The following is a 16,398-nucleotide window of genomic DNA, read 5'->3' on the forward strand; positions in this document are numbered from 1 at the left end:
ATGCGGGTTTGGCAGGATTGCCGACCTTTGGGAGAAATTATCATGAATATTCTGGTTTTGCACGGTCCCAACCTCAACCGGTTGGGCAAAAGGGAACCTGCGGTTTATGGCACCGTCACGCTGGAACAAATTAATTCCCTGGTTAAAGAATTGGCCCGGGAGTTAGGGGCGGAAGTAGAGTGTTTTCAATCCAACCACGAGGGAGAATTGATCGATAAACTCCAGGCAGCCACCGAGGTCATGGATGCCGTGGTGTTTAACCCGGGGGCCTTTACCCATTACAGCATCGCCCTGCGGGATGCTGTGGCTTCCCTGGATATTCCGGTGGTGGAGGTCCATTTGTCCAATATCCATGCCCGGGAGGAGTTTCGCCACAAATCCGTTATTGCACCGGTGGCCGCCGGGCAAATCAGCGGTTTTGGCCCGGAAAGTTATCTTCTGGGCCTCAGGGCAGCGGTATCCCTCGCACAATCCAGGAGGAAAACAAATTGAATAAACGATTGGAAAAGCTTCGCCAGCAGATGTCCCAGAGGGGAATTTCCCATATACTTATAACGAAACCTGAGAATCGTTTATACCTCAGTGGATTTACCGGTACCACCGGAGTTTTGCTGATTGGACTGGAAACAGCGGATTTTTTAACGGATTTCCGGTATGTTGAACAGGTGAAGCAGCAAAGCCCCCATTTTAACGTGGTTAAAATTGAACAGGGATCCGCCTTTGGAGCGGTAGCTGAAGTATTAAGGCAGTATAAAAGTGAAAAGCTATTTTTTGAAGAAGAGCATCTCACGGTAAAACAGTACCGTGAACTAAAGGAACATCTCCGGGACATTGGCCTTGAACCGGGCAGCGGATTGGTAGAAGAGCTGAGGTTGATTAAAGATGACGAGGAAATCAGCATCATCCGCCGTGCCATGGAGATTGGGGACAAGGCCTTTGCCCATATTTTAAATTACATAAAACCCGGCGTTTCCGAAAAGGACCTGGCCCTGGAACTGGAGTTTTTTATGCGCCGGCAGGGAGCAGCGGGAACCGCCTTTGATACCATTATAGCCTCCGGGCCCCGGTCTGCCCTGCCCCATGGTGTGGCCGGCGACCGGCAGCTACAGCCCGGTGACCTGTTAACCATGGACTTCGGCGCCCTTTACCGGGGGTACAACTCGGACATGACCCGTACCGTTGTACTGGGTGAACCGGATGAGAAGCAGCAGGAGATTTATAACATTGTCCTGGAAGCCCAGTTGGCCGGACTGGCTGCGGTACGAGAAGGGGTGACGGCCAGGGCAGTGGACGAGGCCGCCCGCCAAATCATTACCGACCGGGGATACGGGGAATACTTCGGGCATGGCACCGGTCACGGGGTGGGGCTGGCCATACATGAAAGACCAAGGCTGGCCGCCAAAGATGACACTGTGTTAAAAGCAGGTATGGTGGTTACTGTGGAACCCGGCATTTACCTGCCCGGCTGGGGCGGGGTGCGGATAGAGGATAGTATACTGGTAACCGAAGAGGGCTGTGAGATCCTGACCTCTTCGCCAAAACATGAGCTATTAAAACTTTAAAATTGTTTTAGGAGGCGATTTTGTTGATTTCCACCAGTGATTTCAGAACCGGTTTAACGGTCGAGGTTGATAACGACGTATATCAAATCATTGAATTCCAGCATGTTAAACCCGGTAAAGGCGCCGCTTTTGTGCGCACCAAGATGAAAAATATGCGCACCGGAGCCGTCATTGAAAGAACCTTTAACCCCAACGAAAAACTGGCCCCTGCCAGAATTGAACGGCAGGAGGTTCAATATCTTTACAACGACGGCGAAAACTACAACGTGATGAACATGGAAACCTTCGACCAGTTTACCATCTCCAAAGCAGACATGGGAGATGCCGTTAAGTGGCTGAAGGAAAATATGACCCTCACCGTTGCCACCTACAATGGACAGATTATTGGTGTCGACTTACCAAACGTTGTTGAGCTTGCAGTGGTAGAGACTGCCCCCGGCATTAAAGGCGATACTGCTTCCGGTGGTGGTAAGCCCGCAACCCTGGAAACCGGCGCTGTTATTACCGTACCTTTCTTTGTTAACGTGGGTGACGTGCTGCAGGTTGATACCCGGACCGGTAGCTATGTAAAAAGGGTATAATTCTATAATATGTTTAAAACCCCCTGGATTGCGGAATAATACTGTAGTGTTATTACGGTACCAAGTCAAAGGGGGTTTTTGCATGGAAAGTTTGAAGTCGAAGGTGGCTTACCTGCAGGGACTGGCGGACGGCATGGACTTGCCGGTGGAAAGCAAAGAGGGCCGTTTGCTGAACGGGATTATTGATGTATTACAGGATTTTGCCGACCATTTGGAAGGCCTGGAGGAAGCCCAGGAACAACTGGAAGACTATGTAGAGACCATTGACGAGGATCTCTACACGCTGGAGGAAGACCTCAACGAATGCCGGGGTGACGATGACGACTATGTCGAAGTTGACTGCCCCGGCTGTGGTGAAACAGTCATGTTCCATTCCGATATTCTGGAAGATGACGACATCATTGAAGTTACCTGCCCTAACTGCAATGAAGTGGTATTTGTCAATGACGATACCTATGCCAGCGCGGACGAGGCTGAATCGCTGGAAGGCCGGGAGACGGACAAGCAACGGTAAGAAACGGCGGTATCATTAATAAGTTATAAGGCTTTATGAAAGGACAGAACCCGTAAACTCTGTCCTTTCATTTATTTTGTAAAAAAAGTACAAGGATTCCCTTGCCATTGCCGTAGAAATTGTATAAAATAAAAAACAAATTTCATAGACAAAAGTCCATGAAGGAGAAAAGTAGGTTAGACCCAGTCTCCCAGGGAGGAAACGTCACCGACTGAGAGCGTTTCCAGATATGGCTAATTGAAGTTCTCTCCGGAGATGCCGACTGAACTAATAGTAGGTTGGGCCGTTGTTCCCACGTTACAGGGAAGGGGGTATCGGACTTTGTTCCCGTACTCTGCACAGAGGGGATCTCCAAGTTTTTTGGGATCAACTAGGGTGGTAACGCGGTAGCGATCAGCTTCTCGTCCCTAAAGGGATGGGAAGCTTTTTTAATGTTCCCCCCTGTACGGGGAACCTTAGTCCCGTACCCTGCCGAGGGGGCCTTCGGGCCAATAAGGGTGGTACCGCGGAAGTCTATGGCTTTCGTCCCTTAGTAGATTTTGCAAAATTAAATTTACGGAGGGATGATTTATGGTAGTGGTTATGCAGCCCCAGGCAACTGAAGAACACATATTGGATGTGGATGCCAGGTTAACGGCGGTGGGATTCCGTACGCAGGTGATTTACGGGGTTAAACGAACCGTTGTGGCCGCCGTGGGCGACCGGCGGGTCATTGAGTCCCTAGGCTTGGAAGCTTTGCCCGGGGTGGAAAAAGTGGTTCCCATTATGAAGCCCTTCAAGCTGGCCAGCCGGGAAGTAAAGGAAGAAAACACCGTCATTCAGGTGAAGGGCGCAACCATCGGCGGTAAGGAACTGGCGGTCATTGCCGGTCCCTGTGCGGTGGAAAGCCGCGAGCAATTGATAGAGGCAGCCTGGGCGGCCCGGGAAGCAGGCGCCAGGTTTTTAAGGGGAGGGGCCTTCAAACCCCGGACATCTCCCTACAGCTTCCAGGGAATGGAGGAGCAGGGTCTAAAACTGCTGGCGGAAGCCTCTGAGTTAACCGGTATGGTTACAGTCAGTGAAGTGATTGATGAAGAAAGCCTGGCCATGGCTTTAGATTATATTGATATTTTACAAATAGGAACTCGCAATATGCAAAATTTCCGGCTGTTAAAGGCAGCCGGAAAATCCGACAAACCTATTTTATTGAAGAGAGGTCTCTCGGCTACGGTGGAAGAGTGGCTGATGGCTGCTGAATATGTGATGTCTGAAGGCAACCAGAATGTAATTCTCTGTGAACGGGGCATTCGAACCTTTGAATCCTACACCCGAAACACCCTGGACTTAAGCGCGGTGCCCCTGGTGCAGGGTCTGAGCCACCTGCCGGTGGTGGTGGATCCCAGTCATGCCACCGGCAAGCGGGATCTGGTGCTGCCCATGGCCATGGCGGCGGTGGCAGCCGGCGCCAGCGGGCTGCTGGTGGAAATGCACCCGGATCCGTCCCGGGCCCTCTGTGACGGTCCGCAATCTCTCTCCCCCCGGGAGTTTGCCCAACTGATGGAAAAAATAAGACCGGTGGCTGCGGCCGTGGGCAAAACACTTTAGGGTGGGGAACGCCATATGAGAAGGATTGCGTATCTTGGACCCAGGGGAACTTTTTCCGAGCAGGCCGCCCTGGACTATGCGGGGGATCAATCGGTTGAACTGGTTCCCTGTGAATCCTTACAGGAAGTTTGTTTGGGGGTTGCCGACGGCCGCTATACACAGGGAGTCTTGCCTTTGGAAAATCTTATTGAAGGCACCGTGAACCCGGTTCTGGATTTGTTGCTGGAACTGCCCGTTTTAAAAATCCAGGCAGAAATGATGCTGCCGGTGGCTCATCACCTGCTGGTGCAGCCGGGCAGTGCTGTCCGGGATATCCGGACTGTCCTGTCCCACCCCCAGGCCCTGGCCCAGTGCCGCCGGTACTTGGCCCGCAAGTTACCCGCTGCCAAACTTTTGCCGGTGGAAAGTACCGCCTTGGCGGCCAGCATGGTAGCCGGCGGGGAGAAAACCATGGCTGCCATCGGGACTACCGCTGCAGCAAAACACTACAACCTGACCACCTTGGAACAAAACATTCAAGACCGGTCCAATAACTGTACCCGCTTTGTGGTGGTGGGCCGGGAAGACATTCCCTGCAGGGAGGTTCCCTGCAAAACCTCCCTGGTGGTTTCCCTGCTTGACCGTCCCGGGGCCCTTTACAGCATTTTAAAGGAATTTGCCTGGCGGGGAATCAATTTAACCCGCATTGAATCCCGCCCTGCCAGAACCTGCCTGGGTGAATATATTTTCTTTATCGACCTGGAGGGCCACCTTGGCGAACCGGCGGTAAAAGAGGCACTGGAAGACATTACTGCTTTGTCCCGGCAAGTTCGTATCCTTGGATGTTACCCGGCCTGTCAAAGCGCCGGTTGCCAGAGCGGGAAGAAGGAAGAAACATTGGAGGAACTCCGGGCGGATATCGACATCATCGACCGGCAGGTCATTGAATTGCTGGGCAAAAGGGCCAAGCTGGTCACCAGAGTGGGAGAGCTGAAACAAAATGCCGGGCAGGTTCGAGACCCGGCCAGAGAAGCACAGGTGTTGGCACAGGTGCGCCGGTTGGCCCAACATCATGGGCTGTCCCCCGATGTACTGGAGACTGTTTACCGGACCCTGCTGGACTATTTTGTGGAACTTCAGGTAAACCAATTAACATCCCGGGTCCCATGACTGGGATGTTATTTTTTAGTTCCCATACAAATTAGTTTTGGTAATAAGAGTGGGCAAGTATTGAATCTATTCTATCGTTGGCGTTATAATATAATTGTTGAAATTTTGAAGAAATGGGGGGACTATTCTTGTCCAGCAAAAAAATCCTTATTATCGGCGGCGTTGCCGCAGGTCCCAAAACAGCAGCCAGGGCGCGCCGTTTAGATCCCGATGCGCAAATTACTATTCTTGAAAAGGGTAAGTACATATCTTTTGCCGGATGCGGTATGCCTTTCTACCTTTCCGGAAAGATTCACGATTTTGACCACCTTTACTCTACCTCCTACGGCGTTAAGCGCGACCCCGAGTTTTTCAAATCCGAACGGGGTGTGGACGTGTTTACCGGCATGGAAGCCATCTCCATCGACAGGGCCAACAAAAGGGTGATTGCCCGTAATGTTGATACCGGCGAAGAAAGGGTTTTTGAATATGACAAATTGGTTCTGGGTACCGGTTCTTATCCCATTACTCCTCCCATAGAAAACCTGGACCTTAAAGGGGTTTACCGTTTAAATCACCTGGAGGATGCCCAGACTATCAAGCAGGCTTTGGACGCCGGGGAAGTTAACGATGTGGTGATTATCGGTACCGGTTTTATCGGCATGGAAGCTGTGGATGCCGTGTTCAGCCCCATGCGTACCGTAACCGTGGTGGAATTCAGAGACACCCTGCTACCTGGCATTCTGGACCCGGATATGGGTACACTGCTGTACAAGAACTTCTATGAGCAGGGCCTGGAAGGCCGCTTTGGAGAAAAGGTTCTCCGCCTGGAAGGCGAAGACGGCAGAGTTACCAAAGTCATTACCGACAAGGGCTCCATTGATGCGGACGCCGTTATTTTAGCCGTTGGGGTTCGGCCCAATGTGAAACTGGCCCAGGAGGCCGGTCTGACCATCGGTGAAACCGGCGCCATCGTTGTCAATGAATATATGCAGACCAGTGACCCTGACATTTATGCCCTGGGCGACTGCGTGGAAAATACCCATCTCTTGACCGGTAAAAAGGTTTACGCCCCCATGGCCACCTATGCCAACCGCCAGGGCCGTGTGGTGGGGGACAACGTTACCGGCGGCAAATCTACCTTTAAGGGGATTCTGGGCACCGGTGTGCTGCACTGTATGGGCATGAATGTGGCCCGTACCGGTCTGGGGGAAGTACAGGCCCGTGCCCTGGGGTATGACATTGAATCCATCCTGGTTGCCACCTTTGATATGACCCACTATCATCCCAACAGCAACAAGATTTTACTGAAGATGATCGTGGAAAAGAACACCCGGAAGCTGTTAGGGATCCAGGGTATCGGCAAGGGGGAAGTGGCCAAGCGCATCGATGTGGCAGCTACCATGATGTATTACGGCGGCACCCTGGACGACCTGCTGAACCTGGACCTCGGTTATGCGCCTCCTTACAACACACCCATCGACCCCATGGTGCATACCGGTATGGCCCTGAAGAACAAACTGGAAGGCGTGGCCAACACCTATACTCCGCAAGAAGTCAAAGAAAAACTGGCACGCGGGGAGGACTTTGTCCTGCTGGATGTTCGGACACCCCAGCAGTTTAACATGCGCCACATTGAAGACGACCGGGTACAGCAGTTGACCCTGGGCGAACTTAGGGAGAAACTGGACCAGGTACCGGGAGACAAGGAAATTGTCACCGTCTGCGTCATGGGGACCCGGGCCTATGAAGCCTCCCGTATCCTGCAGGGCGCCGGATTTAAGAATGTCAAGTTTATGGAAGCCGGCATGGAAGGCTGGCCCTTCGATATGGATGATTTTTAAGAAATTAAAAGGCCCGTACGAATTCGTACGGGTTTTCTTTATTCAGCGCCGAAAGGCGCTCTTTTTTTGTCCTGATGCGATAGTTATTTGGTATAAATTGGGGCCTGGACCAATATGTATAAAATAGGGAGGGGACAAACTATGTCTGTCTTAAGGCCATTACAACCCCCTGACATTAAAAGAGCGACACCCCTGGATGAGGTGTTAAACTTACTGCCCCCGAACCTGCGGCAAATGCTTAGTGAGTTACCGTTAGCCCTTAGAGAAACAGTGGAGGAAATTCGCATCCGGCAGGGGCGACCCTTGATGCTGGGCCTGGCCCAGGGCGATTGCTATGTCACGGAAAAGGGGGAGCCTGCTTCCTGTGTGACCGACGCCTATGTGGTAAGCGCCGGCGATGTGGAAAGAGTCACCCAGCTGGTGAGCCGCAGTTCCCTCTATGCACTGGAAGAAGAACTGCGGAACGGTTTTATTACCCTGCCGGGGGGACACCGGGTGGGTATTACCGGGAAAGTGCTCACGGACCAGGGGGTGGTTAGAAATATTAAATACATTTCTGGTTTTAATGTTCGTATTTCTCGTGCCGTCAAGGGGGTGGCGGACAGGGTGTTGCCCTATCTTATTTCACCCGACGGCAGATTTTATCACACGGTGCTGGTGTCACCACCCCGCTGCGGCAAAACCACCCTGTTGAGGGACCTGGTGCGCAGGCTGAGCGAAGGAATCCCCGAACTGGGATTTCCGGGGGTCAATGTCGGGGTGGTGGACGAGCGTTCAGAAATTGCCGGCTGTTACCGCGGCATACCCCAGCGGGATATCGGCCCCCGTACCGATGTGCTGGATGCCTGCCCCAAAGCGGCGGGCATGATGATGCTGCTTCGTTCCATGGGGCCGGCGGTAATCGCCACCGACGAAATTGGCCGCCGGGAGGATGTGGCGGCCCTGGAGGAGGTCTTAAATGCCGGGGTGAAGGTCTTGACCACCGTGCACGGCGCCTCTCTGGAAGAACTGGCTGACCGCCCGGCCTTACAGTATTTATTTAAAATAAAGGCCATCCAGCGGTTTGTTTTGTTGGGCAGATCAAAGGGTGTAGGAACGGTGGAGGACATTATTGACGGCCGCACCATGCGGTCGCTGGGGGTGAAAAAATGCTGAAATTTATAGGAGCGGCGGCAGTGGTACTTTCCTGCACGTTAATCGGCATGACCGTTGCAAGCAGTTACAGCCGGCGTCCCGGTGAGATCAGGTCCCTGCTGACCGCCCTGCAGATGTTGGAAACAGAGGTCTCCTACGGGGCCACTCCTCTGCCGGAGGCCCTGGCCTATGTGGCGGAACGGTGTGACCCCAGGGTGGCCCTTTTGTTCAGCCGTACCGCCCAGGAACTGATGACCATGCGGGGCATCACTGCCAGGGAGGCCTGGGAGATGGCGCTGAATGAATATTATCCCAGGTCGGCGCTGACCAAAACCGACCGGGCCATCCTATTGGAATTGGGGAACAGCCTGGGGATTTCTGACCGGGAGGACCAGGTGAAACACCTGGTTCTGGCCAAGGAACAGCTGAAGCTGGAGCAGGCCAAGGCCGAGGAGGCCTCCCTGAAAAATACCAAAGTATATAACTACCTGGGTTTTCTGGGCGGTCTTACAATCGTACTGATCCTGATCTAGGAAAGGGGAAGAAAATCATGGGGAATATCGACTTGATCTTTAAGATTGCCGGCGTGGGGCTGTTAACCGCCGTATTAAGCACCTTGCTGAAGGAGTATAAAAAGGACGACTATGCCGTCCTGGCCACCCTAGGCGGCCTGACCGTGGTTTTGTTCTGGGTGGTGCAGCTCCTGGGAAACCTGTTTGACCAGGTTAAATCGGTGTTCAAACTTTTCTAAGTCCTGATGTTAAGCAGGTGAGGTGTCAGGGGTATGGATATTTTACAAATCGTAGGACTTGGTTTGGTGGTATGTGTCTTGGCCATCATTCTGCGCCAGCAAAAGCCGCCCATGGCCACATTACTGACCATGACAGCAGGAGTCATCATTTTCTTTATCATGATGCCTCAAATTACGGGTGTGTTTAATATTCTGAGGGATCTGGCCGGCCAGGCCAATATCAGTATGGTATACATGGGGACCATTTTGAAAATCGCGGGGATTGCCTATATTGCCGACTTTGGTTCCCAAATCTGCCGGGATGCCGGTGAGAATGCCCTGGCATCCAAGATTGAATTTGCGGCCAAAATTATTGTGCTGGTGATGGCGGTACCCATCATTGTTGCGGTATTACAGTCACTGATAAAACTGGTGCCTTAAGGTGGGGAGAAGGTTGCCCAAAATAATTTGTACGCTGTTGTTAATTTGTTTGTTCTTATCCCCGGTTCCCGTGCAGGCGGCGCCTGAACCGCAGGGCGTAAGTCCCGAAGGACAACTGAACGAACTGGAGATGGGTAAACTGGAGGAGTTCGTGGAACACTTGAACTCCGAAATCGAGGGAGCGGTTCCGGAACTGAAGTTTAAGGAACTGGTTGTTCAACTGGTGAAGGGGAATTTTGACTGGCAGGTTACCGACATTTTTACGGGACTGTTTAAATTCTTCTTTAAAGAAGTGGTGGCCAACGCATCGCTGCTGGGGAAGCTGGTGGTGCTGGCAGTGATCTGTGCGGTGCTGCAAAATTTAATGTCTTCCTTTGAAAAGGGCACCACAGGGAAATTAGCCTATGCCGTCAGTTACATGGTGTTGATCAGCCTGGCAGTGGGTACCTTTACCCTGGCAGTCAATACCGGTCGGGAAGCGGTGGACAACATGGTTCACTTCATGCAGGCCCTGCTTCCCCTGTTGTTGACCCTGCTGGCGGCCATGGGCGGGGTTGCTTCGACGGCCATCTTTCATCCCATCATTTTCGGTTCTATTACCGCCATCGGCACAATTATAAAAATCATTGTTTTTCCTTTAATCTTCTTTTCGGCGGTTTTGACCATCTTAAGCAACCTGTCGGAGAGATTTCAGGTATCCCGCCTGGCGGATTTAATGAAAACGGTGGCCATGGGTGTGCTGGGATTATGCTCCACCGTTTTCCTTGGTATTCTGGCCATTAAAGGGGTTGCCGGTTCGGTGACCGACGGGGTGGCCATCCGGACGGCCAAATTTGCCACAGACGCCTTTATCCCGGTGGTGGGCGGGATGTTCTCGGATGCGCTGGATGCCGTGATCGGGTCTTCCCTGTTAATTAAAAATGCCGTAGGGATGGCCGGTGTCATTATCATCTTTGTCTTAACCATCTTACCCATGCTGAAGATTTTTGCAGTGGCCTTTGTGTACAAACTGGCGGGCGCCCTCATTCAACCGGTGGGTGACAAGCAGATGGCAGACTGCCTCACCGGTTTGGGCAAGAGTTTGATCAGTATCTTTGCTGCGGTGGCTACGGTGGGATTGCTGTTTTTCTTTGCCATCACCATCGTGGTGGGAATGGGCGATTTGATGACCATGCTGCGTTAAGGAAAGGTGATGACGGGTTTGGAAATTATCAAGACACTGGTACAGGTTTTAGTCATCATCATCGTGCTGGCGGTGTTTTTGGAAATGCTACTGCCCAGCAGCCAAATGCATGCTTATGTGAAGATGGTTATGGGGCTGCTGGTGATTGTGGTGGTGTTGGAAGCCGGGGCCAACCTGGTCCGGCAGGATTTTAAGTTTGCATTGCCGGCCCTCAACCAAAACGCACAGGGTCCTTCCCTGGAAAACATTATGGCCGAGGGACAGAAGCTGGGCGATAAACAAAAGGAACGGGCTGCGGCGGAATACCGGCAGGGACTGGAGAAGCAGGTGCTGGCCCTGGCCAGGCTGCAAAACAACCTGAACGTGACCGGGGTGCAAGTAAAAATTTCCGATCATGCGGGAAACCAGGATTATGGCCGGTTAACCGGCATTATTCTGGAGATTTCCCCCGAACCTGCCCGGGACAGTTCAACAACGGTGCAAAGGGTAAAACCTGTGGAAGTAACCCTAGAAGCCAACAGTACCCCGGATAAAACCCCGGAGGCTGCCCTGACCAACAGTGAGCAAGCCCGCCGGCTGGCCCAAACGGTGGCAAATTTTTATAACATACCGGTGGATCAGGTGCGAGTAGTGGAAAAATAAGCTGTCAGCCTTCAGCCATCAGCTATTAATTTCTAAAGCTTGGCAGCCTAAAACATAAACTGCTGGTGGTTAAAGGCGGGCAAGTTAGAACAAAATCAATCCCCGGAAGCCGACAGTTGAGGGCTGAAGGCCGATGGCTAAAAGGAGGGTTTTCTATGAGCTGGTTAAAAAACCTGGTAGGAGACGGAGAAGCGGGCGGGCCGAAGAAGGAACAAATGAAAAAAATAAAGCTGATGGCTGCCGCTGCTGTGGTGGGAATTGGTTTGCTTTTCCTGGGCGGACTGGGCGATGACAAACCTGACCGGACGCCTCCCCCGGTTAAAGAAAAGGCAGCGGCAAATGAAAACCGGAGCAACCCGGCCAGGACGGCTATGGCCTCGGAAGAGGAGTACCTGTCCCAGAGGTTATGCCAGATGCTGGAACAGGTGGAGGGAGCGGGTAAAGTAAAGGTTACGGTAAGGCTGCAAAATTCCACCCGCACCGAATATGCCATCAATACGACCACCGGCAAGAAGACCACCCAGGAGAAAGACCAGTCCGGCGGCACCAGAGTTCTCACGGAGGACACTGACAGCGGGCAACTGGTGCTGGTCACCCGTAACGGTGAAGAAACCCCGGTGATGAGCAGGGAAGTGGCGCCCACAGTAGCGGGGGTGCTGGTGGTGGCAGACGGCGCCGGTGACCCCGCGGTGAAGGCCCGGTTGTTCAGAGCAACCCAGGTGGCTCTGGGGGTAGAACCCCAGAAGGTCATTGTGATGGCCAGAAAGGCAGGTGAATAATATGTCCAAACGATTTTGGTTCCTCGGGTTGTTAACAATCCTGGGCATCACCCTGCTGGCCGTAGGTTACAGGGGGATCGGTGAAATTAAAAATGCTGTCAAAATGAACAACCCACAGGCGATCCGGGAAAGCCCCCGGAACAATGCAACGGCTTCCCATGGAAAGCAGGAATCAGCGCCGGAAAAAGTCCAAAATACTGCCGGAGACAACATCATTAAGCCGGACAGCACTCCTTCCGGCAATGCCGTGCAGGTTGAGCAGGGGGAAACAGGAAGCCGGGTTGACGATGTTATGCAAGAGGGAAGCGGCTTCTTTGTGGAATACCGGTTAGAAAGGGAAAGAAGCCGGGGGCATCAAATTGAAATTGCCAGAGAAATTATTAATAATACCAACTCCGACCCGGACATTCGGAAAAAAGCCCAGGAGCAGTTGTATTTGATCAGCAATAATTTGCAAAAAGAACTAGAAGTAGAAAGCCTCATCCGGGCCAAGGGATACAAGGATGCGGTGGTGTTTCTTGAGGGCAAGACCGTAACCGTGGTCATTCAGTCAAAGGACATGAACCAGGAGGACGCCATTAAGATTACCGATCTGGTGTCTCGCAGCACCCAGGTCAGTCCGCAAAACATTGTGATTATACCAAAATATTAAGTGTAAGCGATGGGACGAGCTTTTCCTACTAAGTGGTATCTTAGTGGTATCTTAGCCCTCATCTCAACGTCATGGCCGAATGGAAAAAGTTTGTACAAAAAGCAAAATTAAAGCAGGCTTTTCGCCAAGATCGTAGAAATATTGTATACTTGTTGTTGCTTGGTAGCCAAACCTCCACTCCTTCTATATAATTTATATTGTAACTAAATTCAATCTTTTTTACAGCAACTGACGGACCCGCTCAGGTTGTTTGGTTTTACAATAACCTGAGTTTTCTGTTGTTTATTTTGGGGGAGGAGGAACTATGACACATCGGGTAAAAATCACCGACACAACCCTGAGGGACGGACACCAAAGCCTGTGGGCGACCCGGATGGCAACCGAAGATATGTTGCCCATCCTGGAAAAACTGGATCAAATGGGTTACCACTCCCTGGAGGTTTGGGGCGGGGCAACCTTTGATGTCTGCCTGCGCTTTCTTAATGAGGACCCATGGGAGCGTCTCCGGTTGATTAAAAAGCATGTCAAAAACACCCCTCTGCAGATGCTGCTACGGGGGCAGTCCCTGCTGGGCTATATGCATTATCCCGATGACGTACTGGAAGCCTTTATTCATAAAACCGTAGAAAACGGCATGGATATCATCCGGATATTTGATGCCTTGAACGATATCCGCAATATGGAAAAGGCCCTGCAGGTTACCAAGCGGGCCGGGGCCCATGCCCAGGCCACTGTGGTCTACACCGTCAGCCCGGTTCACACCACCCAGCATTACCTGGAAACCGCCCTGCGTTTGGAGGAAATGGGTGCCGACTCCATTTGTATCAAGGACATGGCCGGTCTTTTAGCGCCCTTTAAAGCTTACGAACTGGTCAAACTGTTTAAAGCTCACTTGAGTGTTCCTGTGCAGCTGCACTGTCACTACATCGGCGGCATGGCCTTAGGGGCCTACCTCAAAGCGGCGGAAGCCGGCGTGGATGTGGTGGATACTGCCTCGGTACCCCTGGCCTTTGGCGCCTCTCAACCTCCCGTTGAGACCGTTGTACGGGCCCTTAAGGGAACCCCCTATGATACAGGTTTAAGCATCAAGGCCCTGTTTGAAGTTGCCCAATATTTTGAAGACCTGCGGAAAGAATTGGGACAGCAACGCGGTGTGACCCGCATTAGCGACATGCGGGTGTTTGAACACCAGGTGCCCGGCGGCATGATTTCCAACCTGGTATCCCAGCTGGAAGAACAAAAGGCCCTGCACCGGTTGGACGAAGTCCTGGAGGAGATCCCCCGGGTGAGGGAGGAACTGGGCTTCCCGCCGCTGGTGACGCCCACCAGCCAGATTGTTGGCACCCAGGCGGTATTAAACGTGCTCACCGGCCAGCGTTACAAGCTGATTCCCGGTGAAGTAAAACTGTATGTCCAGGGGTATTACGGCCGGCCGCCGGCTACCATTGATCCGGCCATCAGTCGTAAAGTGCTGGGAGACAAGGAGCCCATCACCTGCCGCCCTGCCGACTTGCTGGAACCAAAATTGGATAAACTAAGAGAAGAAATTAAGGATTTGGCCATTAGCCAGGAGGATGTGCTGACCTATGCCATGTTCCCCCAGGTGGCCCGCAAGTTTTTTGAGGCCCGGCGAAGGGGAGAAACCGGTCCCCACCGGAAGGCTGCATCCATCAAGTCGGGATCACCTGCTGACGCTAGTGGCACCAAGCGTACCAAGGAGGCCAAAAACGTGAACCTTAACGAATTAAAAGAACTGATTAAGGTACTTGACCAAACGGATATTACTGAAATAGATTTGGAAAGTGACGGGGTTAAAGTGTCCATCCGCAAGGGTGGCAAGGTATCCGCTTCTGTGACAACTCCGGCGGCTGCGCCTGCAGCAGAGGCTCAGGTTGTAGAAACCGTTAAAACTCCGGAGGTTCCGGCAGCGGCTCCCGCTCAGCCGGCGGCAGGGCTGGTTCCGGTTACCGCGCCCATGGTGGGAACCTTTTACCGGGCCCCGGCTCCGGACGCCGATCCCTTTGTGCAGGTGGGGGATGTTGTGCAGCCGGGTCAGACCCTGTGTATCATTGAAGCCATGAAATTAATGAATGAAATCGAAGCGGAAATAGCCGGCGAAATCGTAGAAATCCTGGTGGAAAACGGTCAGCCCGTGGAATACGGACAGAAATTGTTCTTGATCAAAAAGAAGTAGGGAGAGCGCATGTTTAAAAAAATACTGATCGCCAACCGGGGTGAAATCGCCCTGAGAATTATCCGTGCCTGTCAGGAGTTAGGCATTAAGACGGTGATGGTATATTCCGAGGCGGACAGGGACAGTTTGCCTGTTCGCCTGGCTGATGAAGCCTACTGCATCGGGCCGGCTCCCTCGGGCAAGAGTTACTTAAATATTACCAATATCATCAGTGCAGCGGAAGTTTCCGGGGCGGATGCAATCCATCCAGGTTACGGCTTTTTGGCGGAAAATCACAACTTTGCCATGATTTGCGAGGATTGCGGCATTACCTTTATCGGCCCTTCCCCCCATGCCATTGAATACATGGGGAATAAAGCCCTGGCCCGCAGGACCATGATAGAGGCCGGCGTACCGGTGGTACCCGGTTCCGAAGGCGCCGTTAAGGACGATGAGGAGGCCGTTGCCATTGCCAGGGAAATTGGCTACCCGGTTTTAATCAAGGCTTCCGCCGGCGGCGGCGGTCGTGGTATGCGGGTGGCCCACAGTGAAGAGGACTTGCTGAAGGCCATCAACACCGCCAGGAACGAAGCCCAGGCAGCCTTTGGCAACGGAGACGTTTATTTGGAGAAATATGTGGAAGAACCACGCCATATTGAAATCCAGGTCCTGGGGGACAAAGAGGGGAACCTGGTCTACCTGGGAGAGCGGGACTGCTCTGTGCAGCGGCGCAACCAGAAGGTCATTGAAGAGGCCCCTTCGGTGGCCTTAACCCCGTCTCTCCGTCGCAAAATGGGTGAAACGGCCATTAAAGCAGCCAAAGCGGTGGGCTATTACAATGCGGGAACCGTTGAGTTTCTGCTGGACAAACATAACAAGTTCTATTTTATTGAAATGAATACCCGCATTCAGGTGGAGCACCCGGTCACCGAACTGATCACCGGGATTGATCTCATAAAAGAGCAGATCCGCATCGCCGCCGGGGAGCCCCTGGGCTATGGCCAGCATGATATTCGCATTGACGGCTGGGCCATTGAATGCCGCATCAATGCGGAAGACCCGGATAAAAACTTTATGCCCCACCCCGGCACCATCACGCTGTATCATCCTCCCGGCGGACCCGGTGTAAGGGTGGACAGCGCCGCCTTTACGGGCTATGTCATACCACCCTATTATGATTCGATGATTGGCAAGTTAATTGTATGGGGTAGGGACCGGGACGAGGCCATTCGGAGAATGCAAAGGGCTTTGGACGAATTTGTGGTGGAAGGAATCCCCACCACCATTCCCTTCCACAAGAAGGTCCTTAACAATGCCTTTTTCCGCCGGGGCGAAGTCTACACCAACTTTATCCAGAGACGAATTTTACCGGAGCCGTAACCCGGGTTGCTGTGTATTGCCAGAATATGTTATAATGCACATGGAAGTTAATGGATCATTTGGAGGTGTAC

The 16,398-nt window shown here is 52.5% G+C and carries 17 protein-coding genes and 1 other annotated feature; all 17 genes read left to right on the plus strand.

Annotated elements, in window-relative coordinates:
- Positions 1-42 precede the first annotated feature (42 nt).
- The 17 genes from aroQ (at position 43) to accC (ending at position 16,327) form a co-directional block, all read left to right on the plus strand.
- Positions 43-492: a type II 3-dehydroquinate dehydratase gene (gene aroQ, locus BUB67_RS03895; protein WP_073236206.1), complete on the plus strand. Its 450-nt coding sequence runs from the start codon at positions 43-45 to the stop codon at positions 490-492.
- Positions 489-1,562: a M24 family metallopeptidase gene (locus tag BUB67_RS03900; protein WP_073236050.1), complete on the plus strand. Its 1,074-nt coding sequence runs from the start codon at positions 489-491 to the stop codon at positions 1,560-1,562. The genes aroQ and BUB67_RS03900 overlap by 4 nt, the downstream gene beginning before the upstream one ends.
- A gap of 23 nt (positions 1,563-1,585) precedes the next feature.
- A complete protein-coding gene (gene efp, locus BUB67_RS03905) occupies positions 1,586-2,143 on the plus strand; it encodes an elongation factor P (protein ID WP_073236053.1) in 558 nt (185 codons plus the stop codon).
- A gap of 82 nt (positions 2,144-2,225) precedes the next feature.
- Entirely contained in the window at positions 2,226-2,657 is a 432-nt protein-coding gene (locus BUB67_RS03910; protein ID WP_073236056.1) for a CD1247 N-terminal domain-containing protein, read from the plus strand.
- A gap of 149 nt (positions 2,658-2,806) precedes the next feature.
- Positions 2,807-3,069, plus strand: a binding site (T-box leader).
- 158 nt (positions 3,070-3,227) lie between these two features.
- Positions 3,228-4,241, plus strand: a complete 1,014-nt coding sequence (gene aroF, locus BUB67_RS03915; RefSeq protein WP_073236059.1) for a 3-deoxy-7-phosphoheptulonate synthase — start codon at positions 3,228-3,230, stop codon at positions 4,239-4,241.
- A gap of 15 nt (positions 4,242-4,256) precedes the next feature.
- Positions 4,257-5,390 (plus strand): prephenate dehydratase, encoded by a 1,134-nt coding sequence (gene pheA / locus BUB67_RS03920; RefSeq protein WP_073236062.1) that lies wholly within the window; start codon positions 4,257-4,259, stop codon positions 5,388-5,390.
- 113 nt (positions 5,391-5,503) lie between these two features.
- On the plus strand, positions 5,504-7,213 hold the full coding sequence (locus BUB67_RS03925; RefSeq protein WP_073236065.1) for an FAD-dependent oxidoreductase: 1,710 nt from the start codon (positions 5,504-5,506) through the stop codon (positions 7,211-7,213).
- A 141-nt stretch (positions 7,214-7,354) separates the two neighbouring features.
- Positions 7,355-8,368 carry a stage III sporulation protein AA gene (gene spoIIIAA / locus BUB67_RS03930; protein ID WP_073236068.1) on the plus strand — a complete coding sequence of 338 codons (1,014 nt, stop codon included), beginning with the start codon at positions 7,355-7,357 and terminating at the stop codon, positions 8,366-8,368.
- Positions 8,362-8,880 (plus strand): stage III sporulation protein SpoIIIAB, encoded by a 519-nt coding sequence (spoIIIAB, locus tag BUB67_RS03935; RefSeq protein ID WP_073236071.1) that lies wholly within the window; start codon positions 8,362-8,364, stop codon positions 8,878-8,880. The genes spoIIIAA and spoIIIAB overlap by 7 nt, the downstream gene beginning before the upstream one ends.
- Positions 8,881-8,897: 17 nt before the next feature.
- The gene (gene spoIIIAC / locus BUB67_RS03940) at positions 8,898-9,098 is read left to right on the plus strand and encodes a stage III sporulation protein AC (RefSeq protein WP_073236075.1); all 201 of its coding nucleotides are present in this window, start codon (positions 8,898-8,900) and stop codon (positions 9,096-9,098) included.
- A 33-nt stretch (positions 9,099-9,131) separates the two neighbouring features.
- On the plus strand, positions 9,132-9,518 hold the full coding sequence (gene spoIIIAD, locus BUB67_RS03945; protein ID WP_073236078.1) for a stage III sporulation protein AD: 387 nt from the start codon (positions 9,132-9,134) through the stop codon (positions 9,516-9,518).
- 13 nt (positions 9,519-9,531) lie between these two features.
- On the plus strand, positions 9,532-10,701 hold the full coding sequence (gene spoIIIAE / locus BUB67_RS03950) for a stage III sporulation protein AE (protein WP_073236083.1): 1,170 nt from the start codon (positions 9,532-9,534) through the stop codon (positions 10,699-10,701).
- 9 nt (positions 10,702-10,710) lie between these two features.
- Complete coding sequence (gene spoIIIAF, locus BUB67_RS03955) at positions 10,711-11,343, plus strand: stage III sporulation protein AF (protein ID WP_073236086.1); 633 nt, start codon at positions 10,711-10,713, stop codon at positions 11,341-11,343.
- Positions 11,344-11,498: 155 nt separating this feature from the next.
- A complete protein-coding gene (locus tag BUB67_RS03960; RefSeq protein ID WP_073236090.1) occupies positions 11,499-12,122 on the plus strand; it encodes a hypothetical protein in 624 nt (207 codons plus the stop codon).
- Position 12,123: 1 nt separating this feature from the next.
- On the plus strand, positions 12,124-12,774 hold the full coding sequence (locus tag BUB67_RS03965; protein ID WP_073236095.1) for a SpoIIIAH-like family protein: 651 nt from the start codon (positions 12,124-12,126) through the stop codon (positions 12,772-12,774).
- A gap of 304 nt (positions 12,775-13,078) precedes the next feature.
- Positions 13,079-14,968 (plus strand): acetyl-CoA carboxylase biotin carboxyl carrier protein, encoded by a 1,890-nt coding sequence (gene accB / locus BUB67_RS03970; RefSeq protein WP_073236100.1) that lies wholly within the window; start codon positions 13,079-13,081, stop codon positions 14,966-14,968.
- Positions 14,969-14,977: 9 nt separating this feature from the next.
- On the plus strand, positions 14,978-16,327 hold the full coding sequence (accC, locus tag BUB67_RS03975) for an acetyl-CoA carboxylase biotin carboxylase subunit (RefSeq protein WP_073236103.1): 1,350 nt from the start codon (positions 14,978-14,980) through the stop codon (positions 16,325-16,327).
- Positions 16,328-16,398 lie beyond the last annotated feature (71 nt).

It is taken from the genome of Desulforamulus putei DSM 12395 (genome assembly GCF_900129195.1).
In the GTDB taxonomy this organism is placed as follows: Bacteria; Bacillota; Desulfotomaculia; order Desulfotomaculales; family Desulfotomaculaceae; genus Desulfotomaculum; species Desulfotomaculum putei.

What these genes read in the sequence shown, in the direction of transcription:
- spoIIIAC (WP_073236075.1), top strand. Translation starts at nt 8,898, where the DNA reads ATGGGGAATATCGACTTGATCTTTAAGATTGCCGGCGTGGGGCTGTTA.
- pheA (WP_073236062.1), top strand. Translation starts at nt 4,257, where the DNA reads ATGAGAAGGATTGCGTATCTTGGACCCAGGGGAACTTTTTCCGAGCAG.
- accB (WP_073236100.1), top strand. Translation starts at nt 13,079, where the DNA reads ATGACACATCGGGTAAAAATCACCGACACAACCCTGAGGGACGGACAC.
- aroQ (WP_073236206.1), top strand. Translation starts at nt 43, where the DNA reads ATGAATATTCTGGTTTTGCACGGTCCCAACCTCAACCGGTTGGGCAAA.
- spoIIIAF (WP_073236086.1), top strand. Translation starts at nt 10,711, where the DNA reads ATGACGGGTTTGGAAATTATCAAGACACTGGTACAGGTTTTAGTCATC.
- BUB67_RS03960 (WP_073236090.1), top strand. Translation starts at nt 11,499, where the DNA reads ATGAGCTGGTTAAAAAACCTGGTAGGAGACGGAGAAGCGGGCGGGCCG.
- spoIIIAD (WP_073236078.1), top strand. Translation starts at nt 9,132, where the DNA reads ATGGATATTTTACAAATCGTAGGACTTGGTTTGGTGGTATGTGTCTTG.
- BUB67_RS03925 (WP_073236065.1), top strand. Translation starts at nt 5,504, where the DNA reads ATGGGGGGACTATTCTTGTCCAGCAAAAAAATCCTTATTATCGGCGGC.
- spoIIIAA (WP_073236068.1), top strand. Translation starts at nt 7,355, where the DNA reads ATGTCTGTCTTAAGGCCATTACAACCCCCTGACATTAAAAGAGCGACA.
- spoIIIAB (WP_073236071.1), top strand. Translation starts at nt 8,362, where the DNA reads ATGCTGAAATTTATAGGAGCGGCGGCAGTGGTACTTTCCTGCACGTTA.
- accC (WP_073236103.1), top strand. Translation starts at nt 14,978, where the DNA reads ATGTTTAAAAAAATACTGATCGCCAACCGGGGTGAAATCGCCCTGAGA.
- aroF (WP_073236059.1), top strand. Translation starts at nt 3,228, where the DNA reads ATGGTAGTGGTTATGCAGCCCCAGGCAACTGAAGAACACATATTGGAT.
- BUB67_RS03910 (WP_073236056.1), top strand. Translation starts at nt 2,226, where the DNA reads ATGGAAAGTTTGAAGTCGAAGGTGGCTTACCTGCAGGGACTGGCGGAC.
- BUB67_RS03965 (WP_073236095.1), top strand. Translation starts at nt 12,124, where the DNA reads ATGTCCAAACGATTTTGGTTCCTCGGGTTGTTAACAATCCTGGGCATC.